Below are 16,029 nucleotides of genomic sequence, written 5' to 3'. Positions count from 1 at the left end.
GTAGATACCCATGTTAGAGCTAATTAAAGAAAATTTTACTGAAAGTATTCAAACTAAGATCGCCGCAGCCGAGGCGTTACCAGAATACATTCAAAACTCAGCCATGATGATGGCTCAATGCTTATTAAACGGTAACAAGATCTTAATTTGTGGTAATGGTGCATCAGCGAGTTTGGCACAAAATTTTTCTGCATCTCTGTTAAACCGCTACGAAACAGAACGCCCAAGTTTACCGGCTCTGGCATTAACCCCAGATTGCACCTTAATGACGGCCATCGGTACCGATACCAGTTTCGATTTTGTGTACTCAAAACAGGTGCGAGCCTTGGGTAATGACGGTGATATTTTGGTGGTAATCTCTGCCGGCGGTCATAGCCGCAATGTAATTAAAGCCATTGAAGCAGCCCTTACCCGTAATATGACCATTGTCGCTTTAACCGGTAAAGACGGCGGTGAGATATCTGGATTACTAGGGCCTCATGATGCTGAAATACGTGTACCCTCACGTCGAGAAGCCAGAATACAAGAAGTACATGCACTGATCATTAATTGTCTGTGTGACATTATCGATCAAACTTTATTCCCGCAGCAAGGGCACGAGTAATAACGATGCTTCTAACAAATAAATTAAAATCTTGGTTGCCGACCGCCGTGATGCTATTTAGCCTTGTGAGTATTCAAGGCTGTACTAACAACGTTAGTTTTAGCCAATTAATTGATGATGAAACCATTACCCTCGATATCACTGCAGGGCTTAATGATAACAATAAGCAATTGTTGCTCAATAATAATCTGCATATTCTCACTAACAACAGCAAAGTGCTATTGTCGGGTCAGGTAAGAAGCGCTACAGAACGTAATAAAATCGTCGAGATTGCCGCAGAAACCGCATCGGTACAACAGGTGTATAACCAGATCCGCTTAGGTGTGCCAATCTCATTTGAGCGTGCCAGTAAAGACACTTGGTTAACCACCAAAGTAAAAACCAGTATTCTCAATTTAAAAGGCATTGAGCCACTCAGTATCAAAGTCATCACTGAGAATGCAGAAGTATTCTTAATTGGACGAGTAACAAAAGCACAAGGCGATCAACTTGCAGAAGCCGCACGTTATGTCGTGGGGGTAGATAAAGTGATTAAGGTATTCGAGTATCGCTAATTAGCGCGTATATCGATAAATATGAAATAGAAAGTAGAAAGTAAAAAATGCAGTACTGAATGATGTCCGTCGACATATTCAAGTACTGCACATAGTCGTTAATTAAGTATTATGTTACTTAATGACCCGTAAAGCGGGTTTACCTTTCGCAGGTTTTGGACGTTCTGGCGCGTCACTCTGACTTTCAGAGCTCACCGCAGGCGCACTGACCAACGCAGGCTTGCTTTTCTCTTCACTTGGCTCAACAGCCACTTCAGCGCTATCTTGTTCAGCTTGATCGATATATGCTTGCTCTGGTTCAAACATACTACCAGCACCGTTTTCACGCGCATAAATAGCAGTGATCGCCGCAATAGGCACATAAACATCAAAAGGTACACCACCGAAACGAGCATTAAAGCTCAATGCAGTATTGTTTAACTCAAAAGCAACCACGGCGGTAGGCGCAATGTTCAAAACGATTTGACCATCTTGAACAAACTGTTGTGGCACGTAAACACCAGCAATATGCGCATCAACCACAATGTGCGGTGTTAAGTCATTATCAAGTAACCACTCATAGTGGCTACGTAATAAATAGGGACGAATTGGGGTCATTTTATCCATAAATTACATTAACATTCTCATTTCACGTTCTTGTTCAGTTAAAGATGCTTGGAATGATTCACGATCGAATACTCGTAGCATATAGTTCTTTAACTCACTTGCTGCTTGGCCTGGAAGATCAATACCTAGTTCAGGTAAACGCCATAATAGCGGTGCCATGTAGCAATCTACTAAGCTGAATTCTTCACTCATGAAGTATGGGTATTCAGCAAAAATAGGGCTGATACTCATTAATGCTTCTTGCAGTTGCTTACGCGCTACAGCAGCTTCTTCAACAGAGCCTTTCATGATCTTAGTTACTAATGAATACCAATCGTTTTCGATACGGTGCATCATTAGACGGCTACTACCACGAGAAACAGGGTAAACCGGCATCAAAGGTGGATGCGGAAAACGCTCATCCAGATATTCCATGATGATACGTGAGTTATATAATGTAAGTTCACGGTCGATTAATGTCGGTACTGTTTGGTAAGGATTTAAGTCGATTAAATCTTCAGGTAGGTTATTACGATCAACCTGATGAATATCAACACTTACGCCTTTTTCAGCTAAAACGATTCGGACTTGATGACTATATAGATCAGTCGGCTCCGAATATAACACCATAACTGAACGTTTATTAGCAGCTAATGCCATGCCACCTCCAATAAATTGTAAACACAAACGCCAATGATAGCCTAAACTAGCATTGGCGATACGTAATTCTTTTACCAGCAACTTTTACAAGTAATGCGGCAACATATCAGTGATTAGTGGATATCACGCCAGTATTCGCGGTTCAGGAACCAAGTAAATACAAGTAGAATAAGTAAGAATCCAATAACCCAGAAGCCCATTTCTTGACGTTCAAGCTGATTCGGCTCTGCTGAGTAAACTAAGAAGTTTACCAAATCTAACATTGCTTCATCAAACTCTTCTGCTGATAACTCACCGTTTCCATCGGGACTTAGGTAGCTAGTCAGAATTTCACCTGTTGCAACACCATTAGCGTCAACAACTGCGGTTTCTTTAACAATTCTAGCACCTTCCGGCAGATCTAGCTCTTCTTCGTTATGTTTTATTTCTAAAAGACGCGCTGTACCTTGTAGTTCTTCAAGTACATGCGGCATACCGACACTTGGGAATACCACATTATTCACACCAAATGGGCGAGTTTCGTCAATATAGAAAGAACGCAGATAAGTATAAACCCAATCAGCACCACGTAAGCGCGCTTCAAGTGTTAGGTCTGGTGGTGTAGCACCAAACCATTTAGCACCACTTTCAGCAGGCATCGCCGTTAGCATTAATGAGCCAACTTTCACCCCGGTAAATACCAAGTTTTCAGACATTACATCACGATCGATACCCAGATCGTCAGCAACACGTGAATAACGTTGATATTGCGTAGAGTGACACGTAGAGCAATAATTCATGAATATTTTAGCACCATTTTGCAGTGATGCTTTGTCTCTTAAATCATAATTGGCTTCATCTAAATGTACAGCATTACCAGATGCAAAGGCGGCCATAGGCAATAGGGTAAGTAACGTGATAAATAATTTTTTCATTACATTGTCACCCTTTTTGGTAATGGTTTAGTGGTTTCATTCTTACTGTAGAACCACAGCAGAGCGAAATAGCCAAAGTAACCTAATGTGGTAATTTGCGACAATAATGTACGACCAGGTGTTGGTGCTAATGTCCCTAATACGCCCAGAATAATGAAACAAATAACAAACTGAGATAAATTAAGTTTATGCCAAACACTACGATAACGGATTGATTTCACTTTCCCGCGATCGATCCAAGGCACTAAGAATAGCATCACAATAGCGAGGCCCATCATGATCACACCACCAAGTTTGTCCGGAACCGCACGTAAAATGGCGTAAAACGGGGTGAAGTACCACACTGGTGCAATATGATCCGGTGTTTTTAATGGGTTCGCCGCTTCGAAGTTTGGCGCTTCTAAGAAGTAACCACCACCTTCAGGCATAAAGAAGATCACAATACTACATAAGATAAGCATCACCACGACCGCAACAGCATCATGCACTGAGTAGTAAGGGTGGAATGGAATAGCGTCTTTCGGCCAACCATTTTCATCTTTGTTTTCTTTGATTTCAATACCGTCAGGGTTATTAGAACCAACATGATGCAGTGCCACGATGTGTAAGAACACCAATACCACAAGTACTAATGGCACAGCAATAACGTGTAATGCAAAGAAACGGTTTAATGTCGCACCCGAGATCACATAATCACCACGGATCCAAAGTGTTAAGTCATCACCAATAATTGGGATCGCACCAAATAAAGAGATAATAACCTGTGCACCCCAGAATGACATTTGACCCCATGGTAATAAGTAACCCATGAAAGCTTCAGCCATCAGTGCTAAGAAGAGGAAACAACCAAAGACCCACAATAATTCACGTGGTTTCTGGTATGAACCGTACATCAGACCACGGAACATGTGCAGATACACCACAACAAAGAATGCGGAAGCACCCGTTGAATGCATATAACGTAACAGCCAGCCAAATTCAACATCACGCATGATGTATTCAATTGACGCAAAAGCACCGTCGCCAGATGGGTTATAATTCATCGTTAACCAGATACCCGTTAGGATCTGATTGACAAACACAACCGTGGCTAAAATGCCAAAGTAGTACCAGAAGTTAAAGTTTTTCGGCGCTGGATATTGACCAGCGTGTTTATTCCACGTATCCGTCATTGGGATACGTTCATCAATCCAATTGACTAATTTACCAAGCATTAGGCAGCTCCCTTATCTACACCAATTAGAATCGTCGTTTTATCAATATAATAATGCGGTGGTATGACTAGATTCAACGGTGCAGGTACACCTTGGAATACACGACCAGCCATATCAAATTTAGAACCATGACATGGGCAGAAGAAACCAGAAGAAACACCTTCGACTTGTTCGCCAAAGCTATCAGGCAGATAAGTTGGAGAGCACCCTAAGTGAGTACAAATACCAACGGCTACCAATAACTCTGATTTAATCGAGCGATATTTGTTCTGTGCGTAACTCGGTTGTTGTTCTTGTTCTGATGCCGGATCGCGTAACGAACCATCATGCTGTTCAAGTTCGTTTAACACGCTTTCTGTACGAGATACAAGCCATACAGGTTTGCCTCGCCATTCAACACGAATTAACTGACCAGGTTCAATTTTACTAATATCAACTTCCACCGGAGCACCAGCTGCTTTAGCTTTAGCACTCGGATTCCAAGATTTGATAAAAGGTACGGCTGCGCCGACAGCTCCAATACCACCCACTACACATGTAGCAGCAGTTAAAAAGCGACGACGACCAGAATCAACAGGCGCATTGCTCATCCAATTATTCTCCCATTCGGACTCAGCGCAAATTATTTTTATTATCTTGCAGTGAATACCATTTCAAAAAAGATAACTTTTTATTAGCTAAAAAAGTTACATAAATGCCGTTGAATTTTAATTAATTGGTTACATTTTTACAAGGACAATGAGACATTAATCATGGATTTTCAGTGATTAAGTCAATATCTGTCGCTTATGACCCAGTAAATAGCGTAAGTCGCTCTCTTTCTGTGTCAAGTACTGCTATGCAAGTAAGAAACAGCATTACATTTAACAAAGCTGTAACCGCGTCAATTAAATAAACGATAAAAAAAAGACAAAAAAAAGCCTGGCATATGCCAGGCTTTCGTCGCAATAAAGCGAACCACCAAAAAACGAATTAACGTTTTGAGAACTGTGGACGTTTACGTGCTTTTCTAAGACCAACTTTCTTACGTTCAACTTGACGAGCATCACGAGTAACAAAACCAGCAGCACGTAGAGCAGGACGAAGAGTTTCGTCATATTCCATAAGTGCGCGAGTGATACCGTGACGAATTGCGCCAGCTTGACCAGTAGTACCACCACCTTTAACAGTGATGTTTAGGTCGAATTTGTCTTGTAGTTCAACTAATTCTAGTGCTTGACGAACAACCATACGAGCTGTATCACGACCAAAATAAACTTCCAAAGAACGTTTATTGATAGTTAGTTGACCCGTACCAGCTTTCATGAATACACGAGCTGTTGAACTTTTACGACGACCAGTGCCGTAGTATTGATTTTCTGCCATTTGCTTAAATTCCGTAAATTAGATGTCTAGAACTTGTGGTTGTTGAGCAGCATGATTGTGCTCTGGACCTGCGTATACTTTCATCTTACGGAACATTGCACGGCCTAGAGGACCTTTTGGCAACATACCTTTAACCGCAGACTGGATAACACGCTCTGGAGCTTTTTCAATAAGCTTTTCAAAGCTAATTGATTTAATGCCGCCAATGTAACCAGTGTGCGAGTAGTAAATTTTACCTTTCGCTTTGTTACCAGTTACAACGATTTTTTCACAGTTTACAACGATGATGTAATCGCCAGTATCAGCATGAGGAGTGAACTCAGGCTTATGCTTACCACGTAAGCGAGAAGCGATTTCAGTCGCAAGACGACCTAAAGTTTTACCTTCAGCGTCAACAACGAACCATTCACGTTTGATCGTGCTTGGTGTAGCAACAAAAGTTTTCATTTTATATTGAACCCAATAAAATTTGTTTAAACTATCACATATAGTTATCTATACGTGAACTATATACCTTGCTCATCCCTTCGAATAAGTACATGGCGTCATTAGGACAAGGAACCACCACAGCACCTTGTTCGTGGGCAGCGCGTATTATAAAGAGAAATGAGCGAAATTTCACCTATATTTTAAAAAAATATAGATTAATCTCAAAAAACATCAACATAAGGCCAAGAAAATGACTGAAATTAAGATTATTTCCGCAATTTAACTTGATGCACTTGATGATTTAGGTCTTTAGTAAGAATTAGGTTAGCACGTTCTCGCGTTGGTAAGATATTTTCTACTAAGTTTTTACCATTAATTGTACGCCAAATGTTCAATGCCACATCTTTTGCTTCATCCTCACCTAATTTAGCATAGTGATGAAAATAAGAACTCGAATCGGAAAAAGCACTTTCTCGGAGCTGTAAGAAACGTTGCACATACCAGTTTTCAAGGTTTTCAGTATCAGCATCGACATAGATAGAGAAATCAACAAAATCGGAGACGAACACGCGATGCGGATCATTGGGGTACTCTAATCCCGATTGCAACACATTTAAGCCTTCGAGAATCACAATATCAGGCTGCTCAACAACGACTTCGTTGCCCGGTTCAATATCATAAGAGAAATGTGAATAGACGGGGGCGGTAACACGCGCATTACCTGATTTAATGTCAGCCACAAATTTAACTAAGGCATTAATGTCATAACTTTCAGGAAAGCCTTTACGCTTCATCATGTCATGTTCTTTTAAATACGCATTAGGATACAAAAAACCATCGGTGGTGACCAATGCAACTTTGGGATGCTCACGCCAGCATTGCAACAAGGCCTGCAAGATCCTTGCTGTGGTACTTTTACCAACGGCAACACTACCCGCAAGGCTGATAATGTAGGGTACTTTAGCTACTTTGCGTCCCAAGAATTGATCACGGACAACACGACGTTGCATACGATTAGTGACATATAAATTAAGCAAACGCGACAACGGCAGGTAAATATCGCACACTTCTTCAATTGAAACGCGTTCATTAATACCCTGCAACTGCTTTAATTCGATTGCCGATAAGGTCAGCGGTACCGACTCTCGCAGCTCAGCCCAATATTCCCTGTCAAACACTTGATATGGTGAGTAATTCATTAAACTAAAAGCCTACTTAACGCCCTAATAATCACTTACTTCACGCATTTAGAAGCAAGCCTTTACGATGAATTTAATGACGTAATAACACTATATACGTCACTTTGTCAGTTCATGTCCGCCGAAACAATAGCCTATATACTCATCGTAACTCAATAAATAAATGCGTTAGTTAGTGTATTTATTTTAATAACGTGTACAAAAACTACCTATTCGGTGCTAAAGCAGTCATGTTCATAACGCAATCGGCACTAAGGTAAATGTTCACGCCCTAAATATTCATGCGATTGCATTTCTTGCAAACGTGATAAACATCGGCGAAATTCGAACTCTAATAAACCACTGGTATATAACGCCGACATTTCTAGTTCAGCTGACATTATCAAGGTGACATTGCGTTCGTAAAATTCATCGACCATAGCAATAAAACGACGCGCGACATCACCCGTTAACGGGCCCATCTGTTTTACATTAGCCAGCAAGACCGTGTGGTAGATACGCGAAATCTCCATATAATCAACTTGGCTACGAGGTCCGCCACATAGTTCATTGAAATCAATCATCAACACGCTATCGGCTTCAGCCAATGTCGGTATCTGGCGATTTTCAATGTCGATTGGTTGATTATAGTTACGGGGATCACAAGATAACTGCTGAAAATATTGGTCTAAATTTTTCTGCGCAGCACTGTCCAGAGGAAAATGATAGATCTCCGCTTGCTCTAAGGTACGTAAGCGATAATCCACCCCACTATCGACATTGATGATGTCGCAGTTTTGATTAATCAACTGGATCGCAGGTAAAAAGCGGGCCCGTTGCAAACCATTACGATAAAGCTCATCCGGAATGATATTCGATGTCGCCACAAGAATGACCTGATGGGTAAATAACTCTTCAAACAAGGTGCCTAAAATCATTGCATCAGTAATATCCGACACAAAAAATTCATCGAAGCAAATAACCCGCGTTTCATCTGCTAACTTTTTTGCAATCACTTTAAGTGGGTCTTTCTGCTGTGCTAAACCTTTTAGCTCTTGATGAATTCGATGCATAAAACGGTGAAAGTGAATGCGAGTTTTATTCTCGAACGGCAGACAATCGTAGAAAGTATCAACTAAATAGGTCTTACCTCTTCCCACTCCGCCCCAAAAATAAATCCCTTTAATTGGATTAGCTTGCGTCGGCGTCTGCTTTGTCGTTAAGCCTTTTAGCTTGGCAAATAAACCGCGTTTGGCAGGTAGTTCCGGTACCATTAATAATTCATCAAACAAGCGTTGTAATGCCATTACTGCATTTTCTTGTGCGGCATCAAACAGAAAATCAGGGCGCTTTAAATCAAGCTGATATTTTTCTACTGGGGTCATTATAATTGCTAATCCTTTACTGTTTCTAACGCCTTGTTCACCACGCATTAATAATAATCAATGCTACCATGTTGTATTCTTTTGAAATACACTATTTTAAAACAAAGGTGCTTATATTAAAGTATCAAAAGAAACACGCTATTTTAGTGAGTAAAATTATCATTTAACGAGGTCTATATGCCCTATCTTGAAATACTAATTAGTTTAATTGTCGGTCTTGTTCTCGGTTTTTCTATTGCAAAAGCAACAAATACAAAAGACCAAACCGGTAAGTTTAAGGGTAAGTTATTAGCCAAAGAAGCTGAGATTGAACAATACAAGCATGATGTGAATGAACACTTCACCAGCACTGAAGCGTTATTAATGAAATTATCTGATACCTATGTTGAAATGCAGCAACACTTGGCCAATAACGCCAAACATTTATTAGATAATGTTGCCGTTAAAGATATTCCTTTTCAGACCAAAGCAGTCATCGATCCTGCAGAGCCCGTTGAAGGTCAGCCAAAAGATTACTCAAGTACGGCTTCAGGATTACTAAACAAATAACTTGAACTTTTATATCCTGGCTACATCTAACTATTTATGCTTATAATTTTCAAAGGCTTAAATAGTTATGAACGTAAAATCACATTTAACGACTCTTACCGCACTAACATTAAGCACGGCAATAGGGTTAGCAAGTCTACCTGCAACAGCAGCACTCCCACTCGCTGTTGCAGGACAATCAATACCGAGTCTTGCCCCCATTCTCGAACAAGTCACGCCTGCCGTAGTGAATATTTCAGTTTCTGGTACTAAGGTATCGCAGCAACGTATACCTGAAGCTTTTCGCTATTTCTTTGGGCCTGAAGGCCATGGTTCACAACAACAACGTCGACCTTTCCAAGGTCTGGGTTCGGGCGTGATCATCGATGCTGAACAAGGTTATATCCTCACCAATAATCATGTTATTGCCGATGCTGACGAGATCAAAGTCATGTTGAAAGACGGGCATGAATATGAAGCAAAACTTGTTGGTGCCGATAAAAGCAGTGATATTGCCTTATTACAAATTAAAGCCGAAAATTTAACCGCGATTAAATTCGCCGACTCGGATAAATTACGGGTCGGTGATTTCACTATCGCGATTGGTAATCCCTTTGGCTTAGGTCAAACAGTGACGTCAGGTATTGTCAGTGCCTTAGGTCGCACAGGTTTGCAATTAGAAAACCTGGAAAATTTCATTCAAACTGATGCGGCGATTAATAGCGGTAACTCCGGTGGCGCCTTGCTTAATTTACGTGGAGAGTTAATCGGGATTAATACGGCGATATTAGGACCTAATGGGGGTAATGTCGGCATTGGTTTTGCAATACCAGCGAATATGGCCAATAACCTAGTACAGCAAATCATTGAACATGGTGAAGTTCGCCGCGGCGTATTAGGTGTTTCAGGCCAAGAGCTGACCCCTGATTTGGCGAAAGCGTTCGATATCGATATACAATATGGCGCGTTCATCAACCAAGTAACCCCAAACTCCGCCGCAGCAGAAGCGGGCTTGATAGCGGGTGATATTATTGTCAGTGTTAATAACAATAACATCCGTAGTTTTAGCGAATTAAGAGCACGAATAGGCACGTTAGGGCCAGACAAACAAATCACGTTGGGCGTGGTCAGAGACGGGACCGAAAAGCGCGTAACGGCAACGTTAAAACCGGCAGATAACAAACTTGCCAATGCCAGTAACTTACACCCGGGGCTTGCAGGCACTGCATTGGCCACAGCCGACAACAATCAAGGCGTGCTGATTGCGAAAGTCGAACCCCGTTCAATAGCGGCGGCATCGGGCTTAGAGGAAGGTGATATTATTATTGGTGTTAACAAGGATAAAGTGAAAAACTTAGCCCAGTTACGTGAATTACTCACTGAAGAAAAAGCCACTCTCGCACTTAATATCAAGCGCGGAAATCAGCATTTATTCTTGGTATTACGCTAGTACTTACATCACTTTACGTTATTTCCTACATTATAGTAGGCAGAGGTGCTATTCTCTACGTTGCGATTTTTAGTGGGTAACGTAGGGATATCTCGGTGCAAGGTTTGTGGTCATATATTTCAAAAAGTATCTTACTCGGTATCGCTGTAGCGGCAATACTGCTTTTGGCGTTACCGCAATTACAAAACAAGCAAAGTTTAGGACTGACTCAGCCATTTTCATTGGGCCTTAATGATCAAATGAGTTTTTCAGCTGCGGTAAAACGGGCTGCGCCTTCCGTGGTTAATATTTATACCCGCACCTACCAAAAATCAACGATCAATAGTAAACCAACATTACGCCCACAAAGCCTAGGTTCTGGCGTGATCATGAATAACAAAGGTTATTTACTCACAAACTACCACGTCATTGCTAATGCAGATCAAATTATTGTGGCTCTGCAGGACGGTCGATTTTTCACTGCGGAATTAATTGGTTTTGATCGATACACCGACCTGGCCGTATTACACATAGATGCTAAAAATCTACCCAGCATCCCCCAAAGTAAACACGAACAGACCAATATTGGTGATGTAGTTCTGGCTATCGGTAATCCGTACAACTTAGGTCAAACCATCACTCAAGGTATTATCAGTGCACGTGGTCGCATTGGCATGAGTACCACAGGACATCAAAACTTCTTACAAACCGATGCGGCCATTAACGAGGGGAACTCGGGTGGTGCATTGGTTAATAGCCTGGGTGAATTAGTGGGTATTAATACCGCGTCATTTCAGGTCGCGAATAATGTTGAAACTATGGGTATCAGCTTTGCGATCCCTTATCCGTTAGCCGTTAAAATTATGCATGCATTAATTGCCAATGGTCGCGTGATCCGTGGTTATCTCGGTATTGAAGGCACATCAATTAATGCCGTGATGGCAAAATTACTCGGTTTGAAAGCCAATCAAGGTATTGTGGTGCAAAATACCGCACCTGATTCGCCCGCAGAAAAGGCCGGATTGGTCGCAGGCGATGTAGTGATCAAATTCAACGGATCTGAGATTGATAATGTTATTTGGTTAATGGATGTGGTGGCAGAACAGCGCCCGGGTTCAAAAATTAATTTAACCGTCATACGAGAAGGCAAGCAACTCGAGATCTCTGTAACACTCGGTGAATTGCAAGCACTACAACCACAGTCATAACTTAAGAAAAAAACAGATACAAAAAAGGCGCATATCAATGCGCCTTTTCTATAATATATATTCTATATAATAACCGAATACAGGTTATTAGCCGTTATTCACACGACAAAACGTCGAGCAATATTAGCCTTCAATACGGGTAATGTTGCCGCCTAGAGCTTGTAGCTTATCTTCAATAAACTCATAACCACGGTCTATGTGATAAATACGCTCAACCGTTGTTTCACCTGTCGCCAAGAAACCAGCAATAACCAGACTTGCAGACGCGCGTAAGTCGGTTGCCATCACTTGTGCGCCAGTTAAACTCTCGGTATCACGACAGATAGCCGTATTACCTTCCAGTTCAATGTCTGCGCCCATGCGGGCTAATTCAGGCACGTGCATGAAACGGTTTTCAAAAATCGTTTCAACGATCGTTGATGTCCCTTTCGCGACGGTATTTAATACCGTGAACTGTGCTTGCATATCCGTTGGGAAACCAGGGTAAGGCACTGTTTTGATATTGACCGCTTTTAAGTCACGGCCTTTCATATCAAGTGAGATCCAGTCATCACCCGTTTCAATCTTGGCACCCGCTTCTTCAAGCTTGAGAATGACGGCGTCAAGTAATGAAGGGTCTGTTTTATGGCATTTAATTTTACCACCCGTTACCGCAGCAGCAACAAGGAAAGTACCAGTTTCAATACGATCAGGTTGCACTGTATAGGTACCACCATGAAGCTTTTCAACACCTTCAATGGTTAATACGTCAGAGCCCATACCACTAATTTTCGCACCCAGTCCATTTAAGAAGTTTGCTAAATCAACCACTTCAGGTTCTCTTGCGGCATTCTCAATAGTGGTAACGCCATCAGCAAGTACTGCGGCCATTAATAGGTTTTCAGTGCCGGTTACGCTGACCATATCCATGAGGATACGCGCCCCTTTTAAACGGCCATCAACGCGGGCTTTAATATAGCCTTCTTCAACGTTAATATTCGCTTGCATCATTTCTAAACCATGAATATGTAGATTCACTGGACGAGCGCCGATCGCGCAACCACCCGGTAAAGATACATCTGCCGTCGAGAATTTCGCAGTCAAAGGACCAAGTGCCAAAATTGACGCACGCATCGTTTTAACTAATTCATAAGGGGCTTTTTGGCAGTTAACGGTACCAGCAGTGATAACAACATCACCGTCGGCATTACGCTCAGCCTGTGCACCAAGCTCACGTAACAATTGCAACGTAGTCTTAATATCTCTTAATTCAGGCACATTCTTAAGAGTGATAGTTTCATCACTTAGCAATGTAGCAAATAAAATCGGCAGTGCCGCATTTTTAGCACCCGAAATAGTCACATCGCCATTTAACTGACAAGGACCTTTAATTAAAAACTTATCCATTCTAATCCAGCCTAAGAAGGTAATATGAATTTACGTTCGCGAACCCATTCTTCAGGTGTGTATGCCTTGATGGATAACGCATGAATACTATTTGATGCAATCTGCTCTTTTAATGGTGCATAAATAGCTTGTTGTTTTTTTACACGGTTCATACCGACAAACATCTCGGCGACAGCGATAACTTCATAATGGCTGCCTTCACCTTTCACGTGTAATTCCTGAAAGGTATATTCACTTTCCAGCAATGTTTGTAATTCTTTAATATCCATAATACTTAAATCCTATGATCGCCATTCTAAGCCGAGTTAAAACTGTACATGTCGCTAACATGGATCTATATAGACCCCTTACAACACGTTTAGTTTTAAGTGAACGGCGATATATCTGAGAAAGTTGCGCTTAAAACTAAAGTATTAAAATAGCCAAGTATTCTAAAAGTAATCGCTATAATACACAATCACAAAACATCACTATGTCAGGATTTTTATCCTGCAACCTTGAATAATAAACAAGATTTAACAATTTACCTTTTCTTTCAGTGCAAAAAGACCGAAAATAGTGTTCTTTCTTACCAACGTTTAAATTGTGCCGATGCTAACTACAAATATTATAATTTTAATTCTTGGATTTATTGGTCTCGTCATTAGTGCCGATAAATTCGTCTATGGTGCTGCTGGACTCGCGCGAAACCTCGGTATTTCACCACTGATCATTGGTCTAACAATTGTCGCGATGGGTTCGTCTGCGCCCGAGATGATGGTCGCGGTATCGGCATCCCTTAATGGTTCACCAAACACCGCCATTGGTAATGCGATTGGCTCTAATATTACCAACATCACCTTAGTATTAGGGATCACCGCGTTAATAAAGCCATTACTCGTAGGCTCGACAACAATCCGTCGTGAGATCCCGATGGTATTAATTACCACACTACTGGCGGGTGTTGTGCTGTGGGATTTAAAACTGGAGATGTACGAAGGCGTGATTTTATTATTACTCTTCTTCATTACTATCCTCACTTTAACTATCCTCGCATTAAAACGTCCAAGCAATGATCCACTTACCCAAGAGCATGACGATGAAGTTCCTGAAGGCGTACCAACCAGGAAAGCGGTTGCTTGGTTAATCTTCGGCATGATTGCATTACCTGTCAGTTCACATTTCCTGGTCGGTTCAGCCGTTGTGATTGCCCAGCATTTTGGCATGAGTGATTTAGTCATCGGCCTGACTATTATTGCCATTGGCACGAGCTTACCAGAACTCGCCGCATCGATATCGGGAGTATTAAAAGGTGAAGATGATCTTGCTATTGGTAATATCATTGGTTCTAATATATTCAACATCTTAGCTGTATTATCACTACCAGGTATTTTAGCTCCCGGCATGATTGACCCGGCGATTATTAGTCGTGATTTCTATTATATGCTTGGCGCAACGGTGGTCATGCTAGTGATGGCAATCGGCTTTAGAGGCCGTCCAGGACGTATTAGTCGTGTTGAAGGTGGTATTTTATTAGCTGGTTTTGTCGCATATCAATTCATTGTATTTAGTAGCATTTAACCGTACTTAATATTTTTATATCTCAGTATTAAACAGTATTTTCATTAGGGAATAACCATGTCGAGTCAGTTTAACTATTGCCAAAGCGCGCTTAATGTCATTAACACGGAAGCGGCAGCGATTTCTCAATTAAGCCAATATATTGATGCCACGTTTACCGCAACTTGTGAATTATTAATCGCACGTAAAGGCAAAGTCATTGTGACTGGCATGGGTAAATCAGGTCATATCGCCAATAAAATTGCCGCGACATTAGCCAGTACCGGTACCCCTGCATTCTTTGTGCATCCAGCCGAAGCAAGCCATGGTGATCTGGGCATGATTGAACGTGGTGATGTGGTGATGGCATTATCTAATTCCGGTGAATCAGATGAAATTTTAGCATTATATCCGGTGCTTAAACGTTTAAGCATTCCCATTATAGCAATGACAGGTAATGCTGATTCAACCATGGCGCGCGAAGCAAAAATTAGTTTATGTATTAAAGTAGATAAAGAAGCTTGCCCGCTGGGATTGGCACCAACATCAAGTACCACAGCAAGTCTGGTGATGGGTGATGCGATCGCGGTGGCCTTGCTCGAAGCAAAAGGATTTACCGCAAATGACTTTGCACTGTCTCATCCCGGCGGTCGCTTAGGCAGAAAATTATTATTACGTATTTCAGATATTATGCATAAAGGTGACGGCGTACCAAGCGTACAACAGAGCGAAACTATTTCAGAGGCGTTATTTGAAGTCTCTAAAAAAGGGCTCGGTATGACAGCCGTTAATAATGGTAAAAGGTTGGTTGGCATTTTCACTGATGGTGATTTACGTCGTATTCTTGATGCACGTATAGATATTCACCAAACCCCAATCAGTGAAGTAATGACCCGAAGATGTGTTACTATTAATGAACATATCTTGGCCGCAGAAGCCCTCGCCGTCATGGAAAATAAAAAAGTTAATGGTTTAATTGTCGTTAATGAACAACAAGAACCGGTCGGCGCCTTCAACATGCATGACTTACTACGCGCAGGTGTATTATAAA

Annotated in this window: 18 protein-coding genes; 7 read left to right on the top strand and 11 right to left on the bottom strand. The window is 41.5% G+C overall.

Annotation, left to right across the window (positions count from 1 at the left end):
• Nucleotides 1–10 precede the first annotated feature (10 nt).
• Nucleotides 11–604 carry an SIS domain-containing protein gene (locus PE36_RS15300; protein WP_006032940.1) on the top strand — a complete coding sequence of 198 codons (594 nt, stop codon included), beginning with the start codon at nt 11–13 and terminating at the stop codon, nt 602–604.
• A 5-nt stretch (nt 605–609) separates the two neighbouring features.
• Entirely contained in the window at nt 610–1,158 is a 549-nt protein-coding gene (locus PE36_RS15295) for a BON domain-containing protein (RefSeq protein WP_006032939.1), read from the top strand.
• A gap of 114 nt (nt 1,159–1,272) precedes the next feature.
• On the opposite strand, the gene sspB is transcribed toward PE36_RS15295, so the two are convergent.
• The 9 genes from sspB to zapE all read right to left on the bottom strand — a co-directional run bounded on the left by sspB (nt 1,273) and on the right by zapE (nt 8,888).
• A complete protein-coding gene (gene sspB / locus PE36_RS15290) occupies nt 1,273–1,764 on the bottom strand; it encodes a ClpXP protease specificity-enhancing factor (RefSeq protein ID WP_006032938.1) in 492 nt (163 codons plus the stop codon).
• A gap of 3 nt (nt 1,765–1,767) precedes the next feature.
• Entirely contained in the window at nt 1,768–2,403 is a 636-nt protein-coding gene (gene sspA / locus PE36_RS15285; protein WP_006032937.1) for a stringent starvation protein SspA, read from the bottom strand.
• A gap of 113 nt (nt 2,404–2,516) precedes the next feature.
• Nucleotides 2,517–3,317, bottom strand: coding sequence for a cytochrome c1 (locus tag PE36_RS15280; protein ID WP_006032936.1), 801 nt, complete (start codon nt 3,315–3,317; stop codon nt 2,517–2,519).
• Nucleotides 3,317–4,531: a cytochrome bc complex cytochrome b subunit gene (locus PE36_RS15275; RefSeq protein ID WP_006032935.1), complete on the bottom strand. Its 1,215-nt coding sequence runs from the start codon at nt 4,529–4,531 to the stop codon at nt 3,317–3,319. Before PE36_RS15275 ends, PE36_RS15280 begins: the two co-directional genes overlap by 1 nt.
• Nucleotides 4,531–5,121 (bottom strand): ubiquinol-cytochrome c reductase iron-sulfur subunit, encoded by a 591-nt coding sequence (gene petA / locus PE36_RS15270; RefSeq protein ID WP_006032934.1) that lies wholly within the window; start codon nt 5,119–5,121, stop codon nt 4,531–4,533. The genes PE36_RS15275 and petA overlap by 1 nt, the downstream gene beginning before the upstream one ends.
• Nucleotides 5,122–5,503: 382 nt before the next feature.
• Nucleotides 5,504–5,896, bottom strand: coding sequence for a 30S ribosomal protein S9 (gene rpsI, locus PE36_RS15265; protein WP_006032933.1), 393 nt, complete (start codon nt 5,894–5,896; stop codon nt 5,504–5,506).
• A gap of 18 nt (nt 5,897–5,914) precedes the next feature.
• A complete protein-coding gene (rplM, locus tag PE36_RS15260; protein WP_006032932.1) occupies nt 5,915–6,343 on the bottom strand; it encodes a 50S ribosomal protein L13 in 429 nt (142 codons plus the stop codon).
• 248 nt (nt 6,344–6,591) lie between these two features.
• Complete coding sequence (gene coaA / locus PE36_RS15255) at nt 6,592–7,524, bottom strand: type I pantothenate kinase (protein WP_006032931.1); 933 nt, start codon at nt 7,522–7,524, stop codon at nt 6,592–6,594.
• 251 nt (nt 7,525–7,775) lie between these two features.
• The gene (gene zapE, locus PE36_RS15250) at nt 7,776–8,888 is read right to left on the bottom strand and encodes a cell division protein ZapE (protein WP_043994599.1); all 1,113 of its coding nucleotides are present in this window, start codon (nt 8,886–8,888) and stop codon (nt 7,776–7,778) included.
• Nucleotides 8,889–9,065: 177 nt separating this feature from the next.
• On the opposite strand from zapE, the gene PE36_RS15245 reads away from it, so the two are divergent.
• From PE36_RS15245 to degS, 3 genes are all read left to right on the top strand, one after another.
• Complete coding sequence (locus PE36_RS15245; protein ID WP_006032929.1) at nt 9,066–9,437, top strand: YhcB family protein; 372 nt, start codon at nt 9,066–9,068, stop codon at nt 9,435–9,437.
• 67 nt (nt 9,438–9,504) lie between these two features.
• On the top strand, nt 9,505–10,866 hold the full coding sequence (locus PE36_RS15240; RefSeq protein ID WP_006032928.1) for a DegQ family serine endoprotease: 1,362 nt from the start codon (nt 9,505–9,507) through the stop codon (nt 10,864–10,866).
• A 95-nt stretch (nt 10,867–10,961) separates the two neighbouring features.
• On the top strand, nt 10,962–12,053 hold the full coding sequence (gene degS / locus PE36_RS15235; RefSeq protein WP_006032927.1) for an outer membrane-stress sensor serine endopeptidase DegS: 1,092 nt from the start codon (nt 10,962–10,964) through the stop codon (nt 12,051–12,053).
• Between the two features lie 123 nt (nt 12,054–12,176).
• On the opposite strand, the gene murA is transcribed toward degS, so the two are convergent.
• Together murA and PE36_RS15225 are read right to left on the bottom strand one after the other, a co-directional pair.
• Nucleotides 12,177–13,439, bottom strand: coding sequence for a UDP-N-acetylglucosamine 1-carboxyvinyltransferase (gene murA, locus PE36_RS15230; RefSeq protein ID WP_006032926.1), 1,263 nt, complete (start codon nt 13,437–13,439; stop codon nt 12,177–12,179).
• Between the two features lie 11 nt (nt 13,440–13,450).
• The gene (locus tag PE36_RS15225; protein ID WP_006032925.1) at nt 13,451–13,708 is read right to left on the bottom strand and encodes a BolA family protein; all 258 of its coding nucleotides are present in this window, start codon (nt 13,706–13,708) and stop codon (nt 13,451–13,453) included.
• Nucleotides 13,709–14,030: 322 nt separating this feature from the next.
• Between PE36_RS15225 and PE36_RS15220 the strand changes: the two genes are divergently transcribed.
• A complete protein-coding gene (locus PE36_RS15220; protein ID WP_006032924.1) occupies nt 14,031–14,999 on the top strand; it encodes a calcium/sodium antiporter in 969 nt (322 codons plus the stop codon).
• Between the two features lie 57 nt (nt 15,000–15,056).
• Nucleotides 15,057–16,028, top strand: coding sequence for a KpsF/GutQ family sugar-phosphate isomerase (locus PE36_RS15215; protein WP_006032923.1), 972 nt, complete (start codon nt 15,057–15,059; stop codon nt 16,026–16,028).
• Nucleotide 16,029: the final 1 nt, after the last annotated feature.

It is taken from the genome of Moritella sp. PE36 (assembly GCF_000170855.1).
Classification (GTDB): domain Bacteria; phylum Pseudomonadota; class Gammaproteobacteria; order Enterobacterales; family Moritellaceae; genus Moritella.
The sequence above is the reverse complement of the archived record's forward strand: the minus strand, read 5'-3'. Positions and strand labels throughout refer to the sequence as shown.

Excerpts from the sequence above, each read along its gene's own strand:
- sspA (WP_006032937.1), bottom strand. The coding sequence starts at position 2,403 with ATGGCATTAGCTGCTAATAAACGTTCAGTTATGGTGTTATATTCGGAG.
- murA (WP_006032926.1), bottom strand. The coding sequence starts at position 13,439 with ATGGATAAGTTTTTAATTAAAGGTCCTTGTCAGTTAAATGGCGATGTG.
- PE36_RS15225 (WP_006032925.1), bottom strand. The coding sequence starts at position 13,708 with ATGGATATTAAAGAATTACAAACATTGCTGGAAAGTGAATATACCTTT.
- coaA (WP_006032931.1), bottom strand. The coding sequence starts at position 7,524 with ATGAATTACTCACCATATCAAGTGTTTGACAGGGAATATTGGGCTGAG.
- PE36_RS15280 (WP_006032936.1), bottom strand. The coding sequence starts at position 3,317 with ATGAAAAAATTATTTATCACGTTACTTACCCTATTGCCTATGGCCGCC.
- rpsI (WP_006032933.1), bottom strand. The coding sequence starts at position 5,896 with ATGGCAGAAAATCAATACTACGGCACTGGTCGTCGTAAAAGTTCAACA.
- PE36_RS15300 (WP_006032940.1), top strand. The coding sequence starts at position 11 with ATGTTAGAGCTAATTAAAGAAAATTTTACTGAAAGTATTCAAACTAAG.
- PE36_RS15240 (WP_006032928.1), top strand. The coding sequence starts at position 9,505 with ATGAACGTAAAATCACATTTAACGACTCTTACCGCACTAACATTAAGC.
- PE36_RS15245 (WP_006032929.1), top strand. The coding sequence starts at position 9,066 with ATGCCCTATCTTGAAATACTAATTAGTTTAATTGTCGGTCTTGTTCTC.
- zapE (WP_043994599.1), bottom strand. The coding sequence starts at position 8,888 with ATGACCCCAGTAGAAAAATATCAGCTTGATTTAAAGCGCCCTGATTTT.
- PE36_RS15275 (WP_006032935.1), bottom strand. The coding sequence starts at position 4,531 with ATGCTTGGTAAATTAGTCAATTGGATTGATGAACGTATCCCAATGACG.
- petA (WP_006032934.1), bottom strand. The coding sequence starts at position 5,121 with ATGAGCAATGCGCCTGTTGATTCTGGTCGTCGTCGCTTTTTAACTGCT.
- PE36_RS15295 (WP_006032939.1), top strand. The coding sequence starts at position 610 with ATGCTTCTAACAAATAAATTAAAATCTTGGTTGCCGACCGCCGTGATG.
- sspB (WP_006032938.1), bottom strand. The coding sequence starts at position 1,764 with ATGGATAAAATGACCCCAATTCGTCCCTATTTATTACGTAGCCACTAT.
- PE36_RS15215 (WP_006032923.1), top strand. The coding sequence starts at position 15,057 with ATGTCGAGTCAGTTTAACTATTGCCAAAGCGCGCTTAATGTCATTAAC.
- PE36_RS15220 (WP_006032924.1), top strand. The coding sequence starts at position 14,031 with ATGCTAACTACAAATATTATAATTTTAATTCTTGGATTTATTGGTCTC.
- rplM (WP_006032932.1), bottom strand. The coding sequence starts at position 6,343 with ATGAAAACTTTTGTTGCTACACCAAGCACGATCAAACGTGAATGGTTC.